Below are 16,223 nucleotides of genomic sequence, written 5' to 3' on the forward strand. Positions count from 1 at the left end.
CTTCCCTGCTAAAAGCGCCTCCGGGCGCTTTTTTTATGACTTAAGGACAGCCCCGGGGGAATCATGATTCAACCGCCATTACCGGAAAATGAAGAAGCACGTCTGGCCGAACTGCTCAGTTACGGCATCCTGGATACAGAAAGTGAAACCTTATTTGATGACATCACATCTCTGGCTTCGGAGATTTGTGACACCCCTATAGCCCTTATCAGTCTGGTGGATCCTGACCGTCAGTGGTTCAAATCCAAAGTAGGACTGGATGCCTCAGAAACGCACCGGAATATCTCTTTTTGCGGCCACGCGATTCTCGATAATGAATTAATGGAGATTAACGACACACACCGTGACGAACGTTTTCACGATAACCCGCTGGTCACCGGCCCGCCAAATATCCGTTTTTATGCCGGTACACCGCTTATCACTCCGGAAGGTTATGCCCTGGGCACCCTTTGCGCCATAGACAGCGAGCCTAAACGCCTGAGCAAAATGCAAAAATCTGCATTAACTACACTGGGGAAAAGTGTGATGGCACATCTGGAATTGCGAAAGCAAAACCTGGTATTACGGCAAATGAATACCCTGAAATCTAAATATCTCACAGATATCAGCCGCCGCTTTCAAACCCCGCTGCAATCCATTTGTACCTTCAGCCGTCTGCTGGAAGAAGAAACGAAAACGACGCCGGTATCTGCCGTATTTAAGGATTCACTGGGGCTTATTCACGAAAGCAGTCAGAATCTGATGCGGGCAGTAGAAAGTGTGCTTGCCACAGGTAAAACTGATATCAAGGCAGACTCTCAGGGCCGCACCATCATCGAAACGAAATCGTTCTTCAATCACATCTTTCATACGATGGCCGGTAAAGCACGCAGGGGGCGTATTATTTTGACCGGTCAGTTGGATGCATCGGTGCCGGAACATTTGATACTTGACGAAGCAGGACTGGGTTTGCTTCTGCTAAAAATTACCGGGAATGCAATCCGTTATTCATCAAAAGACACATCAGTACATCTGCAAATCTACTACCGTCCTTCCGAGCTTATTATTTCAGTGCAGGACCATGGCCGTGGTATGAACCGGGACCAGTTAATGGAACTCTATGCAACCCCTGACGGCGAGCATGGCGAGGTGGTTGCCATATCCGGCTTGCGCCGTCTGGCTGATAATGTGAAAGGCCAGATTAAAGTGCGCAGTTGGCAGGGCCGTGGTACCTGTGTGACGTTTGCAGTGCCGGCGGACACGGCCGGAGAGAAGACTGGCGGGAATCAGGAGGATGCTGCGGGCAAGAGATTTGTCGCTCCGTTTATCAAAGACAACCCGGCAATACTGATTTTGTCAGCACAGGAAGATGTTTCAACAATCACCGTCATACTCAACCGCCTGAAGATTGATGCCGAAACGGAAAGTGATGTGAAGGAAGCCGCCCGAAAATTACAGGCGCGGCAATATGACCTGTTATTGCTGTCAGCGAAAGCGGTGACCAATGAAGAAATCACTCAGTTCAGACAACAGGACCCCTGTTTAGCTATAGTGGCTTTAACAGAAGATTTATTCACTGAAGACAAACAATTGCGGCAAACCGGCATTGATGCCGCCCTCACACTCCCTGTGAATAATGATACACTTTACGACACCTTAAGTTTCTTCTTATTACCCGATGGAAAAAATCAGTAGCGCAGGATTAACACGTCAGGAGTTACGCAAAGTACTGCGGTTACGCCGCAACAACCTGTCTGAAGAGACGCAGGCTCAGGCTCCTGAGCGCCTGAGCCGTGTCTTGACGACACTGCCGGAATGGCAACACGCCACACATGTTGCGGCATATCTGGCAAACGACGGAGAAGTCAGCCTTTCGGACACCATTACCACCGCCGCAGCCCAGAATAAAACCGTCAGCCTGCCGGTACTGCACCCGTTTAACCGTCAGCATCTGCTATTTTTGCACTATCATGACAACACCGTACTGGTGAGTAACCGCTTCAATATTGCTGAGCCTCAGTTACGCTGCCCTGATGTCATACCTTTTTCCCGTCATGATTTAATCCTGATGCCGCTCACCGGTTTCGACGAAAAAGGAAACCGGCTGGGCATGGGTGGCGGATTTTACGATCGTACGCTGGCTCCTTATCGCAACGCAGCTTCCCGTCCCCAGCTTGCCGGTATCGCGCATGATTGCCAGCAGGTTGATGCACTGCCGGTTGAACCCTGGGATTTCCCCCTGGATCTCATCATCACACCTTCCGGCGTAATACGGCCGGATAAGACTAATTGCCCTTAATTTCGTCTCCCATTCCTGCAGTTTTCAGTTAAACTTCTGCAAAACTTTGGAGAACCCCTATGGATCAGAACGCGAAGAAGAAAGCTGTAGCCGAAGCAGCCATAAAATATGTAGAGCCGGACACCATTGTTGGTGTGGGCACAGGCTCAACGGTTAATTTTTTTATTGATGCGCTGGCAGAAATTAAACACAAGATTGTTGGTGCAGTATCCAGCTCTGACGCATCAACAGAAAAACTTAAAGCCCACGGCATTGAAGTATTTTCGCTGAATGAAGTAGACAGCCTTTCTGTGTATGTTGACGGCGCTGACGAAGTGACAGAACACAAGCACATGATCAAAGGCGGCGGCGCAGCCCTGACGCGTGAAAAAATCGTCGCAGCGGTAGCGAAAACCTTCGTGTGTATTGTAGACGACACCAAACAGGTACCGGTACTGGGCAAATTTCCGCTTCCTGTTGAAGTCATTCCCATGGCGCGCTCTTACGTAGCCAGAGAGCTGGTAAAACTGGGAGGCGATCCGGTTTACCGTGAAGGCGTGGTGACTGACAATGGCAACGTGATACTGGATGTTCACAACCTGAACATAATCAATCCCCGGGAAATGGAAGATGCTATTAACAGTCTGGCGGGCGTAGTCACTAACGGTATTTTTGCTAACCGTGGCGCAGATATTGTGCTGGTAGCAACCGGTTCGGGCGTAATTACGGTCAGCGACTAAACTTAACCACCCTATCAGCAAGCCGGATATAAGGCTTGCTGAATGAAATAGCGCTTTTAACCAACAACGATATCTGTTATTTTGCCCATATAGACGTCCAGATGTCTTTTTGCAACCAACTATTCGAGATGTGAGGCAATGAGTAAAGTATCCCTACCCAAGGACAAGATCCGTATATTGCTACTGGAAGGCGTTCACCAAAGTGCCGTTGAAACCTTAAACAGTAACGGTTACACCAATGTTGAGTATCTGAAGACCTCCCTGTCAGAAGAAGATCTCATCGAAAAAGTGAAAGATGTTCACTTTATCGGAATCCGTTCACGAACTCAGATCACTGAGGCCGTGGTTCAGGCCGCTGAAAAGCTGGTTGCTGTAGGTTGCTTCTGTATCGGTACCAATCAGGTAGATTTAAAAGCCACTCAGTTTAAAGGCATTCCTGTATTCAATGCACCATTTTCTAACACCCGTTCTGTAGCAGAACTGGTGCTGGGCCAGTTAATTCTTCTTCTTCGCGGCGTACCGTCAAAGAATGCCAAAGCCCATCGCGGTGAGTGGGAAAAGAGTGCTGTCGGCTCGTACGAAGCCCGTGGTAAAACGCTGGGTATTATTGGTTACGGCCACATTGGTACACAGCTGAGCATTCTTGCTGAGCACCTGGGTATGCGCGTTCAGTTCTACGACATTGAAGACAAGCTGGTACTGGGTAACTCTGTGCAGGTGAAATCACTGGATACCCTTCTGGCGACATCTGACGTTGTTTCTCTGCATGTTCCTGAAACCCTGTCTACTAAAGACATGATTGGCAAAGCAGAACTGTCGAAAATGAAAAAAGGCGCCATTCTTATCAATGCGTCCCGTGGTACCGTTGTTGATATTGATGCACTGGTTGAAGCCATGGAAAGCGAACACCTTGCCGGTGCCGCTATCGATGTATTCCCGGTTGAGCCGAAATCGAATACTGAAGAATTCGAATCGCCGCTGCGTCAGTTTGATAACGTGATCCTTACCCCACACGTGGGAGGCAGCACACAGGAAGCGCAGGAAAATATCGGTATTGAAGTAGCCGGTAAACTGGCGAAATACTCTGACAACGGTTCAACTCTGTCTGCTGTGAACTTCCCTGAAGTATCCTTACCGGATCACCCCGGCCGTTCACGCTTACTGCACATCCACGAAAACCGTCCGGGTGTTCTGAACCAGATTAACCAGACATTCGCAGAAAAAGGTATCAACATTGAAGCTCAGTACCTGCAAACCGTTGCTGATATCGGTTACGTAGTTGTTGATGTGGAAGCAAACAAGGCCGATGAAGGTCTGGCCCAGCTTCAAAACATTAAAGGCACAATTAAAACCCGTCTTCTGCACTGATCCCTTAAAAAGGATTATGTTCAAAATCAAATCCGGTGTCTCTGTACACCGGATTTTTTTATCTCTTCTGATCACGCCTTCCTCAGTTAAATCCTGCTCTGTTTGATCTCAGCATTGTGCTGCCGTGTATCTTTTCTGTGACACAAAAATTTAACACCTGCTACGTTGAGCCATGATGGCGCACGTATTCAACCTCAGGGCTTTTAAGCATGATGAGAAGAAACGCACTGTGCATGACGTTAGGGATAACCGCCTTGTGTGGTCCCGTCACTGCAGAAGAAGATAACTTTAACCTTGGCGGTCATGTGAGAGTCAATTACGGTCACCGTGACTGGCAGGCACCGGCAATACGGGACGGACTGGAATTTGAATCAATCAAACTCACCGTCGATGGAAAATTCGATGATTTTTCCTATAAAGCTGACTACCGGTGGTATGAAAATACTGATTTCGATACGGTCCGCTATGCAGATCTGACCTGGCACTACGACGAATACCTGGATGTCACCGGCGGTATCACTAAAGTCCCCTTCGGCCTGTTACCTTTCGCTTCAAACAGCTTCTGGTTCTCCGCCAATTACTATATTGGTTTTGAAGATGATTATGATGCAGGAGTTGTTGCCCGCTATGAACGGGGTCCGTTTACGGTTCACGCCGGCTATTTTCTGAATGATGAATACAATAATGCCGCCCGCTTTGGCCGCTATTCCTTTGACGTCGCTGATGACGGCGAATACCGTAATCAGGAAGATGGCCAGTACAACTTGCGGGTAAACTACGAAGCCAGACTGCTTCCCCGCTCCACCACCGACATCGGCGTTTCATTTCAACAGGGTGACATATTTAATTTTGATACACAGGATAGCGGAGACATGACCGCTTATGCTGTACACCTGCGCCATAACCAGAAACCCTGGAAAGTAGAGCTGCAATATCTGGATTACCGCTACGACCTGGCCGCCCCGGAAGGACAACTTCAGGACCGGCTGGCCCTGTCTTCGTTTGAAGCGCCATTCCTGATGGCCAGCGAAGGTCAGTCGTATATGGCTAACCTGGCTTACAGCTTACCTTTCACTGTCGCTTCTTTAGAGGATATTACCTGCTACAGTGAATATTCCCGCGTGGAAGGAGACTCAGAAGCCGGCAGCGACAGTACCCAGTGGGTAAACGGATGCAGCTTCGGCTGGTCTAAATTATTCGTATATGTCGACAGTATTCAGGGCAAAAACATTTGGTTTTCCGGCGGGTCCGGCATGGGGTTAAACTTCAACGATGATCCGCAATCCACACACCGCCTGAACATCAGCCTGGGAGTATATTTCTGATATGTTATCACTACGACTTATAAAAACAGCGCTGCTGACCGCCGCGTTGTTACCCGCCGCAGCCATGGCTCACACCTGGATGACGGTGAAAATTGCCACCACAGAATACGCACCGTATACCTCTGAAGAGATGGAACACAACGGCTACATGAATCACATCATCAGCGAAGTGTTTCTGGAGACCGGTGTACGGGCTGAGTTTATTTACGTTTCCTGGGAAGACGCACTGGAAGGTGCAGAGAATGGCGAATATGACGCCATTTCATACGGCAACTATGTGCGGGATCGGGAAAAGACCTTCTGGCACAGCGAGCCAGTCACATCAGAAAACCTGGTTTTCTACGTCAACAATGAATCCGGTCCCGATATGTGGTCAGGTCTGAATGATTTGAACGACTACACCATGGGGGTTACGAAAGACTATCTTTATAACAATGAGCTGTCCCGATACATTAAAGAAGGCAAAAACATCAGCACGGCAGACACTGACGATGAAAACTTCAACCAGTTGATCGACGGCGACATAGATATTTTCCCTATCGATGAATTAACCGGCTGGTATCTTCTGCAACGTGATTTCAGCGAAGCAGACCGGGATGAAATTCACCAGATAAGTCCGCTGGTTTCTACTGTCACCACTCACCTGCTGATACCTAAAAACAAAGAAAAGCGACTGGTGCTGGAGCTGTTTAACAGAGGCCTGAATAACCTGAAAGAAAAAGGTGAACTGGACCGTTTCAAACGCCTGCTCAGAGAAGGGTACTATCAGACACCGGAGAAGCCGGTGAACTTTGACAGAAGATAACCTGAAGGTATTGAGTAACTCCCACAAAAAAGCCCTGTAAATCAGGGCTTTTATATTCATTCACAACGGATAAGGCTTAGAAGAAGCTGTATACCAGTGTTACCGCTGTGGCAGTATCAAGCTTTTCAACGCCTTCGTTTACACGGGAGTTGTGGTCCAGTTTAACTGACAGCTTCATCGACAGGTTGCCGCTGATGGTGGCGGTCAGTGCAGACTCTGCACGTGACTTGGTGTTTTCATCACCCACTTCCGTACTCACTGTCTGAGAAAATTTCGCTGTATCAGAAATCAGCCATTCGAATGCACCGGAAGCACGAACGATAAAACTGTTTTGCTCAACGTCTTCTTGCGTTTCTGCCCAGGAGTAACCAGGACCGATTGAATACTCTAAAGACGTTGTGTCGTTTTGCCACACCTTCTGGTTCCAACCGGCAGCGACAGTAGACTGGTAGTTATAGCTGCTGAAACGGTCATCTTCGTACGAGGCGAAGCCGAATAAACGGTAATCAGGATTTTCCAGCTTGTAGTTACCCTGACCTGAAGCAAAGAATTTCTGCGCAGAAGTACGTTCTACGTCTTCGCCAGTGTCGTCGTCAGTTACCGTTTCTTTCTTGTACAGACCTTCAACTGTGTAGTCGTTACTCCACTTTTCCAGTTCCTGATGGCCTTCTAAAGACGCGTTAATAGACGTGGTTTCCGTGTTACCGGAGGTGAAGATGAAACCTAATCCACCTTCCAGAGTAAACGGTTTAGCATCATCTTGTGCCAGTGCAGAAGTGGTACCCATTGCGCTGAGCACAGCGACAGCTAAAAGTTGCTTTTTCATTTGCATTCCTAAAATATGTGTTTCCATGATACCGGTATTGAACAGACTCCGTTCAGGCCGGCAAAGCGTATATCATCCATGATAGTGATTGTTCCCCATCCAAAAGCCCGGTAGCCATCCTGATGGCCCGGCCAGATGCGCGCTGTCTTCAGCGTCGTCGCTTTATTATTCTTCAGAAAAAACGGTAAACCACAGAGACTGTGGTTTCCGTATTTACACTTTTTACATCTTCGAGAGGTTCGGTTTCATAAGCCAGATTGAATGCAAGTTTCATGGCTAGCGAATCAAATAAATTGGCTGATAAAGCGGTGACTGATTTGGTTTTAATATTATCAGCTCCGATCTCTGCACTCATAAACTGACGAAGCTGTGCCCCCGTGTTCCACTGATACTGATACTCACCTGACGCTCTTGCAATCAGGCCATTATTCACATTGGTTTCAGTACCCTCTTCCACCCCGACGAAAGCATAACCTGGGCCTACGCTGTAACGAAATGAACTTTCATCCTCGTTCCACAATCGCTGAGACCAACCTGCTGCCAGTGAGGACCGGTACTTATAACCGTTAAACCGGTCATTCTCATAATCAGCGTACATGAAAGTACGTTGTCCGGGCGTCATAAGTTTATAATCAAATTGCGCATAACCAAAAAAACGCTGAGCGGTAACTTCACTGGTGGTTTCACCGTCATCGTTTTCTGTTTTGCTTTGCTTGTACAGCATTTCTGCGAAGTAGTTATTATTCCATTTCGCAGTTTCATGTTCAGAATGTAAGGCCGCTTTCAGGGAATTAGCATTGGTATTCCCTGACGCAGACAACAGACCAACTTCTCCGTCCAGGGTAAAGCGGGGCTGCCCGCCATCACCCACTTCGTCGAAGTCAGAATGATATAAAGTTTGTATAAGATTCCGGTCGGCGGCCATGGCGCCGGTGATGCTGCCGGAAAATAAGACAACAACGACCAGTAATCTCGCAGTAAACGGATTTAACATGGATTTTAATATTTTTATTTAGCGCACTGTTATGAACCGTCCGTGGCGACCTTGTTTTTCTACAGGATTAGCGCAGATACCTTTTCAGCCTCAGCATTTGTCCAGGCTATCGCGTTATCCATCGTTTCTCCTTCAACCAACAACGTATTGGCCATTTCCGGCGTGAAAAGTTCAATATCGCCGTACTCCGGTTTCATGATTTCCCGAATTGTAACCCGCATTGAACACGCCAACAAACCTATATCCGCCTCTTCAGCGTGTTTCCTTATATTGTGAACATATTTTACCGGGAAAAACAGAGGAAGGGGCAAGCGCCATTGCTCCATAATTTCCCCGGAACAGGCTGCAAAGGTAAACCCGAAGTGCTTCTCCTGCTTTTCCCATGGTAAGTCACCGGACCTATCTTCAAGATACGCCAGATAAAGTTCAGGGTCTTCTTTGGCCACCACCAGTTCGCTGAAATGGCAGAGAATACCCATCACGAAGAACCGTTCACTGCCACGGATATTTGACTGTTTGGCCAGCGTTTTGGCCAGTAACCCGTTATACACTGACTTATACCAGTGCTTGTCCAGCCGGATATGAGCACTGTTGAAGTGCTTGAACGCTGTATTCGCTGTTTCTGCTACCACAAGGTTGTACAGCGCCTCGCCTCCGATAACACTGACCGCTTTGGCGATGGAATCAATCTGGGAAGGAAAGCGGAATAAAGCGCTGTTAGCCAGACGGAGAATTTTTACCGTCAGCGAGGGATCAACGGCAATAAGCTTCGCCACATCATCCATGTCGCTGCGGTGATCATCCAGTACATCCCGGATTTTCAGACAAATATTCGGGAACGTAAAAGATTGTGTGGCGTAACTGACGTACTTTTCCATCGACATAAGTAAACCTTGTTTATTTCTTGATTTTGAGTATAGCAACTTATTGTAAATACGGGAGAAAACGAAATACTGATAACAGCTTGATTGCTGTGGCCACGTCATTGCTTCCCGTTGTCGGAAAATAAAGATTGTTGCTGAGGTTCTTCAACCGTTGCCTGCCCGCCATCGTCGGACTGTTGTTGCCGCAAAGCCATGGCTTTACGTTTCTGGCAGGCTTTAATCACGGTTCGTCTGGCGGCATCGTTTATCTGCAACCAGTGAAAACGCTCGTCACGGGTACGGTAACACCCCAGACAATAGCCTTTCGGACCGGCCTGACAAACACCAATACAGGGACTGGGTACAGCAAAAATTTCCATCTGATCAGGATGGTTTGCTTTTACTGCCATGAAGCCCCCGTTTGCCAGGTGTGCAACCCCATACGGCCGCACCATTATTCCAGGCAGTTAGTGTAGACGCTATGCCGTATGCACCGCAATCTGAACATCGTATCAGTTAGTCGGTTAAGGTATATTCTATGGTTGAAACAACCCTGACTTTTTTGATGTGCGGTTGATGTGCATCCCGTGGCGTAATGGTGAACTGCCCCTGATTAGCCCGCTTAATTTTACCTATCCGGCTTTGAGAATCCCGGGCGAACTTCTCAGCCACTTCCCTGGCATTTACTGTTGCCTCTTCAATCATGTCAGGCTTCACCTCATTCAACCGGCTGAAACCATATTGAGGCTGAGCATCCCACTGCTGATTAGAAAACACGATACCTTGTTTAACGAGATCAGAAATATCGGCCATGGCTTTTCTTACCACTTCTACATCGGTTGAGTACACGGTTACTGTCTGGCTGGCACTGTACCTGAATTCCACCCTGTTATCGCCGCCGTACTGTTGCGCAAGCTTATCGGTGATCACCGGCTGATTAAAGCTGATGTCGTCAGCGCTTATGCCGCTGGTTGTAAGGAATGCGGTAATTTTATCTGAATGGCTTTCCAGCGTGTCATAGAGTGCTGAGAGATCATTGCCGGCTTCAGTAAACTGTATCGGCCAGATCACCTGGTCTGCCGGATATTCCCGTTCTGACAACCCCTTCACAGTTACAACTCTGTCCCAGGTTTTAAAATCCACCAGCGCCGTTGCCAGCTGGCCTCCCAGCACGGCAAATGCGATAACCAGTCCTGTGCCAATAATAGCGGCAGCTGCTTTACTCATAGTTTTCCTTTTTCTTGTCTGGCGTTGATTCATCAATGCTCTGAGGATACGTAATGAAAAAGGCATTACTACGATCAAATTGTGATGAATTGTGTCTTTGACATAAAAAAGCCGCCCGGGGAGGGCGGCAAAAGGAGTCCCACGTCGGGTCTAAGCTGTGTGGGACTGCGCCTGAGACGTTAAGGCGGGTGCCGGTTTACGGTTCCGGCGTAGCAGGTAATAAAACACGGGGGTCAGTACCAGGCCAAAGAAAGTCACGCCAATCATGCCTGAGAATACCGCTACGCCCATGGCCTGACGCATTTCTGCACCGGCTCCGGTCGAAATTACCATGGGCAACACACCCATAATAAAAGCAATGGATGTCATCAGAATGGGGCGCAAACGCAGGCGACATGCCTCTTTTACTGCTTCCAGCGCAGTGTGCCCTTCCTCTTCCAGTTCTTTAGCAAATTCAACAATCAGAATGGCATTCTTCGTGGCCAGACCAAACAACACAATGAGCCCGATCTGGGTGAAGATATTGTTATCTCCGCCGTAAATGCCCACACCGATTAACGCGCTGAGCAAAGTCATAGGCACGATAAGGATTATGGCCAGTGGTAATGACAAACTTTCATATTGTGCAGCCAGTACCAGAAACACCAGCAACACCACCAGCGGGAACACATACATGGATGCATCACCGGCCAGAATTTGCTGATAGGTTAATTCTGTCCACTCGTACATCATGCCAATTGGCAGGGTTTCATCGAGTATTTTCTCGATAGCAACCTTCGCCTCATCACTGCTGAAACCGGGCATAGGAGCACCGTTGATTTCAGCGGTAACGTAGCCGTTGTAGTGCATAACCCGGTCCGGTCCCGCGGTATGATTGATGTCTAAAAACGCGCCTAACGGAATCATTTCGCCCTGTGCATTGCGCACTTTAAACTGACGGATCTGTTCTGCATCCTGACGGAACTGAGAGTCAGCCTGCACATTCACCTGATAGGTGCGTCCGAACAGGTTGAAATCATTCACATACACCGATCCTAAATAGGCTTGTAAGGTGTCAAACAATGTATCAATGTTCACGCCCATTCCTATGGCTTTGGTGCGGTCCACGTCCACATCCAGTTGCGGCACGCTCACGCGGTAACTGCTGAATGTGTCGGTGAGTACCGGGTCTGCCCAGGCTTTCTGCACCACTTGCTGCGTGACTTCATTTAAGGTTTCAAAACCCAGATTACCGCGATCCTGCAACTGCAGACGGAAACCGCCGATTGTGCCTAAGCCCAGCACAGGCGGAGGCGGAAACACGGCGACATACGCTTCTTTAATTGCTGCAAACTTCTGGTTTAACTGCCCGGCAATTGCACCGGCAGTGAGCCCCTTCCCTTCTCTGTCAGCGAAAGGCTTTAACGGGAAGAACACTACACCGGAACTGGGGCTGTTGGTAAACCCGTTAATATTCAACCCCGGGAATGCCACGACATCAGACACGCCGTCCTGCTGCAACGCAATCGCGGACATCTGACGTACCACGTCTTCCGTTCTGTCCAGTGAAGACGCGTCAGGCAACTGGGCAAACGCAACCAGATACATTTTGTCCTGAGCCGGCACATAACCGGTAGGCGTACTACTGAACTGCTGCCATGTGAGTGCCAGTAATCCTGCATACAGCACCATGATGATGCCGGATTTACGAATGAGAGAACCCACACCGGCAGTGTACGCTTTAGCGCCACGGTCAAAGAACCGGTTAAACGGATTAAACAACCATCCGCCCAGCGCCTTATCCATGCCTCTGGTGAGCCAGTCTTTGGGTGCATCATGAGACTTTAACAACAAGGCCGATAATGCAGGGCTCAGCGTCAGCGAGTTGATGGCTGAAATCACCGTTGAAATGGTAATTGTCAGGGCGAACTGACGATAAAACTGGCCGGTGAGTCCGGACATAAATGCCGTAGGAATGAACACCGCTGCCAGTACCATGGTGGTGGCAATAATAGGCCCTGTCACTTCTTTCATGGCGATGGTTGTGGCTTCTACAGGCGAATGCCCGGCAGCGATATTCCGCTCGACGTTTTCAACCACAACGATGGCATCATCCACCACGATACCAATAGCTAACACCAGCCCGAACAGGGATAACGCATTTAATGAAAAGCCCATGAGTTGCATAAATGCAAACGTACCTACCAGAGACACAGGTACAGCAACCAGAGGGATAATGGATGCACGCCAGGTTTGCAGGAACAGCACAACAACTAATACAACCAGTAATACGGCTTCGAACAGAGTATTCACTACGGCTTTAATGGAACCGCGCACAAAGACTGTGGGGTCATACACAATGTCGTAGTCCAGGCCTTCCGGAAAGGCTTCAGACAAATCAGCCATGGTAGCGCGCACATCATCACTGATTTGTATCGCATTGGAACCGGGCGCCTGGAAAATAGGTAACGCAGCGGCCGGACGATTATTCAGTAACGAACGTAAGGTGTAGTAATCCGCACCCAGTTCAATACGGGCCACATCTTTTAACCGTGAAATCTCACCGGCGTCGCCGGTTTTAATGATGATGTCACCAAATTCACGTTCATCCAGTAAACGACCGCGAACGTTGATGAGTAACTGAAACTCGCTGCCACCGGCCGGCTGGGCACCAAGACTACCTGCGGCTGCCTGCTGGTTTTGTGCCTGAATAGCGGAAATCACATCACCGGCATTCATGCCAAGGGCGGCCACTTTATTCGGATCCAGCCAGACTCTCATGGAGTATTCCCCGGCACCGAATAAGCGCACTTCGCCCACACCATTAATACGGTTCAGTTCATCTTTGACATTTTGCTCAGCATAGTTCGACAAATACAGCATGTCATAACGGCTATCCGGCGATGTTAAATGCACAACCATGGTCAGGTTCGGCGAAGACTTCTCGGTCACCACACCCAGTCTCTGCACTTCCTGCGGCAAACGTGGCAAAGCGCGGTTAACCCGGTTTTGCACCAGTGTTGTAGCAGCATCGGGATCGGTACCGATTGCAAAAGTAATGGTCAGTGTCATTCTGCCATCAGAGTTAGCCTGAGAAGACATATACAGCATATCCTCTACCCCGTTGATTTCCTGTTCTAACGGACTGGCTACGGTTTCTGCAATGATTTTAGGGTTGGCCCCCGGGTAATTAGCAGTGACCACCACGGTAGGCGGCACCACTTCGGGATATTCCGTTATGGGCAATTGCCACACGGCAATGGCACCGCCGATAAAGATCAGCAGTGACAACACCCCGGCAAATATAGGCCTGTGTATAAAAAACGTAGACAGATTCATTAACGACTTCCTTCAGGCGCATTCGCAGGTGATGCATTTGCGGCCAGGTCACTGTTCTGATTTATATTTTGCTGCCAAACCTGCAACTGCTCGAAGGCTTCGCTGCTGTGCATAGATACTTCCGTAGGAGCAATAGTGGCACCGGGGCGGACGCGCTGCAGGCCGTTCACGACAATTTTGTCTGAAGGGAATAACCCGTCATCGATAAAGCGGAGCGCACCGACTTTGTCGCCTAGCGTCACAGCGCGGTAAGCCAGAACATTGTTTTCATCGACAACCAGAACAAACTTGTTGTTGAGATCGGTACCGATGGCCGTTTCATCAATTAAAATACGATCGCGGGATTCACCGCTGGCAAGACGCAGGTGAGCAAATAATCCCGGTACCAGCCGGCCGTCAGTATTATCAAACACCGCCCGCACTTTGATTGTGCCGGTATTCGGGTTGACCTGGTTATCAACAAAGTCCAGTTGGCCCCAATGCTCAAATTTCTCAGAGTTACTTAGTTGCATAGCCACGGTCAGTTGATCAAGTGGCTGAGACACTTCAGAAGGCGCAGAGGTATATGCAAGATAAGTACTTTCATCAACATCAAAGTAGGCGTAAAGGCGGTCGACTGAAACAATGCTGGTCAGTACGCTTTGACCGGCGGTGACATAGTTACCGGCAGTAATATTTGCGCGGGAAACACGACCTGAAATAGGCGCTTCAACACGGGCAAAACCCCGGTTTAACTGCGCTAAATCTAATGCAGCACGGGTTGAAGACACGCTGGCTTCAGCCTGTTCAACTGCAGCCTGACGGGCATCAGCAATTTCTTTCGAAATTGCATTGGTGCGGCGCAATGACGCAGCCCGCTCTAAATCCTGCTGAGCTAAACGTAAGCGGCTTTGCGCATCTTCAAGCTGGGCAGATAAGCGGTCGACTTCAGCTTTGAACGCGCGGTTATCAATAAGAAACAGGGTTTGTCCCTGCTCAACCCATTCACCTTCTTCAAAGGCAACGAAGTCAATGTAGCCTGACACCCGCGGGCGCAGAGAAACTGTTTGCGGCGATTCAAGGCGACCGGTAAAAGTATCCCATTGAGCGATTTCCTGATGGATAACAGGCGCAATATCAACAGGAATGGCAGGCGCTGCTGTGCTGGCAGCAGCCTGATTAGCCGGGTTTGTTTCTTCTCCGCCGCAGGCGGTTAACAGAATGGTGACCCATAATGCTAAAGAGAATTTTATTAATGCAGACATGGTTGGCGATCTCGTTGAGTGAGGATGCTGCGCATTATGCACACCGCCAATCAATAAAAATAATTATCTTTTTATATACAACACATCATTACCTGTAATATATTTATCGAAGGTTCACCGGAGTGCTGCTATGCGAACACAAGACTTAAATTTACTGATGATTTTCGATGCCATCATGACTGAAGGCGCTATCACCCGCGCCGCTGACAGACTGGCAATGACACAGCCCGCTGTCTCCAATGCCCTGTCCCGTATGCGTTCGGCCTGGGGTGATGAGTTATTTGTTAAAGATGGCAGAGGTATACAGCCGACTTCTTTTGCCCGCAACTTATGGACACAGATTCAGGGGCCGCTGAGTCAGCTTGAAACCGCCGTGAACCCTACCGTGTTTGATCCGGCCACATCGCAACGTACGTTTCGTATTGCTGCCACTGATACATTGGTAAAAATGATATGGGGTCCGCTCCGCCAAATCATCGAGCGGGAAGCGCCGGGTATTAATATTTTCGCGATTCCGAACCCGAACAGTGACAGTGAGAAAATATTAACTGACGCAGAGGCCGAACTCTCTGTGTGTAAGTACACAGCACCGAATTCAGTTATCCGTTCAGAGTTTCTGTTTGAGCCTAAATATGTGGTTGTTATGCGCCCTGAGCACCCGCTGGCGAAAGAACGGTTAACGCTGGAAGAATTTGTCAATGCACAACACTTGTTAGTGTCTATTACCGGCGATACCACCGGTCCCACAGACCAGGTACTGAATAATTTAGGGTTGAGCCGCCGGATCGCCATGACGGTGAACGATTTTCACAATGTGCCGCCGTTACTTGAGCAGTCCGATCTTATCTGTGTGGCGCCGTCATTAGTGGTAGAGCACGATATTTTTGCCGGCCGCCTGGCCGTATTCGAAACACCGGTGGAAATTATGCCAACGCCTGTGTCTTTGTTATGGCATAAACGTCAGGACGTGGACCAGGGTCTGCAATGGTTGCGTCGTCATGTTGTCCGTATTATCCACGAACGCTGTGCACAACATGAAGCCAGATTGAGCCAGTGTTGCCGCAAAGGATATTGCCCGGAGACAGTAAAATCGATGAAAGCCCGTCAGTCAGACAAGCAGTGTGAAGGCGGATTAACAGTGACACCTAAACCGGTAAAATCAGTGGGCTCACCTTCCAAAGCCACCATGAGCAAATAGTTCGGGACTTAAAACGTCAGTCGTAAAAACAAAAAACGAGGCAGTTGCCTCGTTTTTT

14 protein-coding genes are annotated in these 16,223 nt (G+C 48.9%); 7 read left to right on the forward strand and 7 right to left on the reverse strand.

Translation table 11 applies throughout. The annotated features are described in order from the left end of the window. The first annotated feature begins 63 nt into the window (after positions 1–63). From ACXAH4_RS14000 to ACXAH4_RS14025, 6 genes are all read left to right on the forward strand, one after another. A complete protein-coding gene (locus ACXAH4_RS14000; protein ID WP_474842858.1) occupies positions 64–1,674 on the forward strand; it encodes a GAF domain-containing sensor histidine kinase in 1,611 nt (536 codons plus the stop codon). Beyond that, a complete protein-coding gene (locus ACXAH4_RS14005) occupies positions 1,658–2,278 on the forward strand; it encodes a 5-formyltetrahydrofolate cyclo-ligase (protein WP_474842860.1) in 621 nt (206 codons plus the stop codon). The genes ACXAH4_RS14000 and ACXAH4_RS14005 overlap by 17 nt, the downstream gene beginning before the upstream one ends. Before the next feature lie 59 nt (positions 2,279–2,337). Continuing rightward, positions 2,338–2,997, forward strand: coding sequence for a ribose-5-phosphate isomerase RpiA (gene rpiA / locus ACXAH4_RS14010; RefSeq protein WP_474842862.1), 660 nt, complete (start codon positions 2,338–2,340; stop codon positions 2,995–2,997). Positions 2,998–3,135: 138 nt separating this feature from the next. Then, complete coding sequence (gene serA, locus ACXAH4_RS14015) at positions 3,136–4,365, forward strand: phosphoglycerate dehydrogenase (protein WP_119502144.1); 1,230 nt, start codon at positions 3,136–3,138, stop codon at positions 4,363–4,365. Between the two features lie 209 nt (positions 4,366–4,574). Then, positions 4,575–5,690, forward strand: coding sequence for a hypothetical protein (locus ACXAH4_RS14020; RefSeq protein ID WP_474842864.1), 1,116 nt, complete (start codon positions 4,575–4,577; stop codon positions 5,688–5,690). A 1-nt stretch (position 5,691) separates the two neighbouring features. Continuing rightward, complete coding sequence (locus ACXAH4_RS14025) at positions 5,692–6,495, forward strand: substrate-binding periplasmic protein (protein WP_474842866.1); 804 nt, start codon at positions 5,692–5,694, stop codon at positions 6,493–6,495. 76 nt (positions 6,496–6,571) lie between these two features. On the opposite strand, the gene ACXAH4_RS14030 is transcribed toward ACXAH4_RS14025, so the two are convergent. The 7 genes from ACXAH4_RS14030 to ACXAH4_RS14060 form a co-directional block, all read right to left on the reverse strand. Next, on the reverse strand, positions 6,572–7,321 hold the full coding sequence (locus tag ACXAH4_RS14030) for a DUF481 domain-containing protein (protein WP_119503446.1): 750 nt from the start codon (positions 7,319–7,321) through the stop codon (positions 6,572–6,574). 172 nt (positions 7,322–7,493) lie between these two features. Beyond that, positions 7,494–8,315 (reverse strand): DUF481 domain-containing protein, encoded by an 822-nt coding sequence (locus ACXAH4_RS14035; protein ID WP_474842870.1) that lies wholly within the window; start codon positions 8,313–8,315, stop codon positions 7,494–7,496. 59 nt (positions 8,316–8,374) lie between these two features. Beyond that, positions 8,375–9,199, reverse strand: coding sequence for an HDOD domain-containing protein (locus tag ACXAH4_RS14040; RefSeq protein WP_474842872.1), 825 nt, complete (start codon positions 9,197–9,199; stop codon positions 8,375–8,377). 98 nt (positions 9,200–9,297) lie between these two features. Next, positions 9,298–9,588, reverse strand: a complete 291-nt coding sequence (locus tag ACXAH4_RS14045; protein ID WP_474842874.1) for a DUF1289 domain-containing protein — start codon at positions 9,586–9,588, stop codon at positions 9,298–9,300. 106 nt (positions 9,589–9,694) lie between these two features. Next, positions 9,695–10,405: an SIMPL domain-containing protein gene (locus tag ACXAH4_RS14050; protein ID WP_474842876.1), complete on the reverse strand. Its 711-nt coding sequence runs from the start codon at positions 10,403–10,405 to the stop codon at positions 9,695–9,697. Positions 10,406–10,555: 150 nt separating this feature from the next. Then, positions 10,556–13,723, reverse strand: coding sequence for an efflux RND transporter permease subunit (locus ACXAH4_RS14055; protein ID WP_474842878.1), 3,168 nt, complete (start codon positions 13,721–13,723; stop codon positions 10,556–10,558). Continuing rightward, complete coding sequence (locus tag ACXAH4_RS14060; RefSeq protein WP_474842880.1) at positions 13,723–14,967, reverse strand: efflux RND transporter periplasmic adaptor subunit; 1,245 nt, start codon at positions 14,965–14,967, stop codon at positions 13,723–13,725. The genes ACXAH4_RS14055 and ACXAH4_RS14060 overlap by 1 nt, the downstream gene beginning before the upstream one ends. 130 nt (positions 14,968–15,097) lie before the next feature. On the opposite strand from ACXAH4_RS14060, the gene ACXAH4_RS14065 reads away from it, so the two are divergent. Beyond that, positions 15,098–16,165, forward strand: a complete 1,068-nt coding sequence (locus tag ACXAH4_RS14065; RefSeq protein ID WP_303572906.1) for a LysR family transcriptional regulator — start codon at positions 15,098–15,100, stop codon at positions 16,163–16,165. The last annotated feature ends 58 nt before the right edge of the window (positions 16,166–16,223 follow it).

It is taken from the genome of Alteromonas sp. ABV2_168, assembly GCF_056161165.1.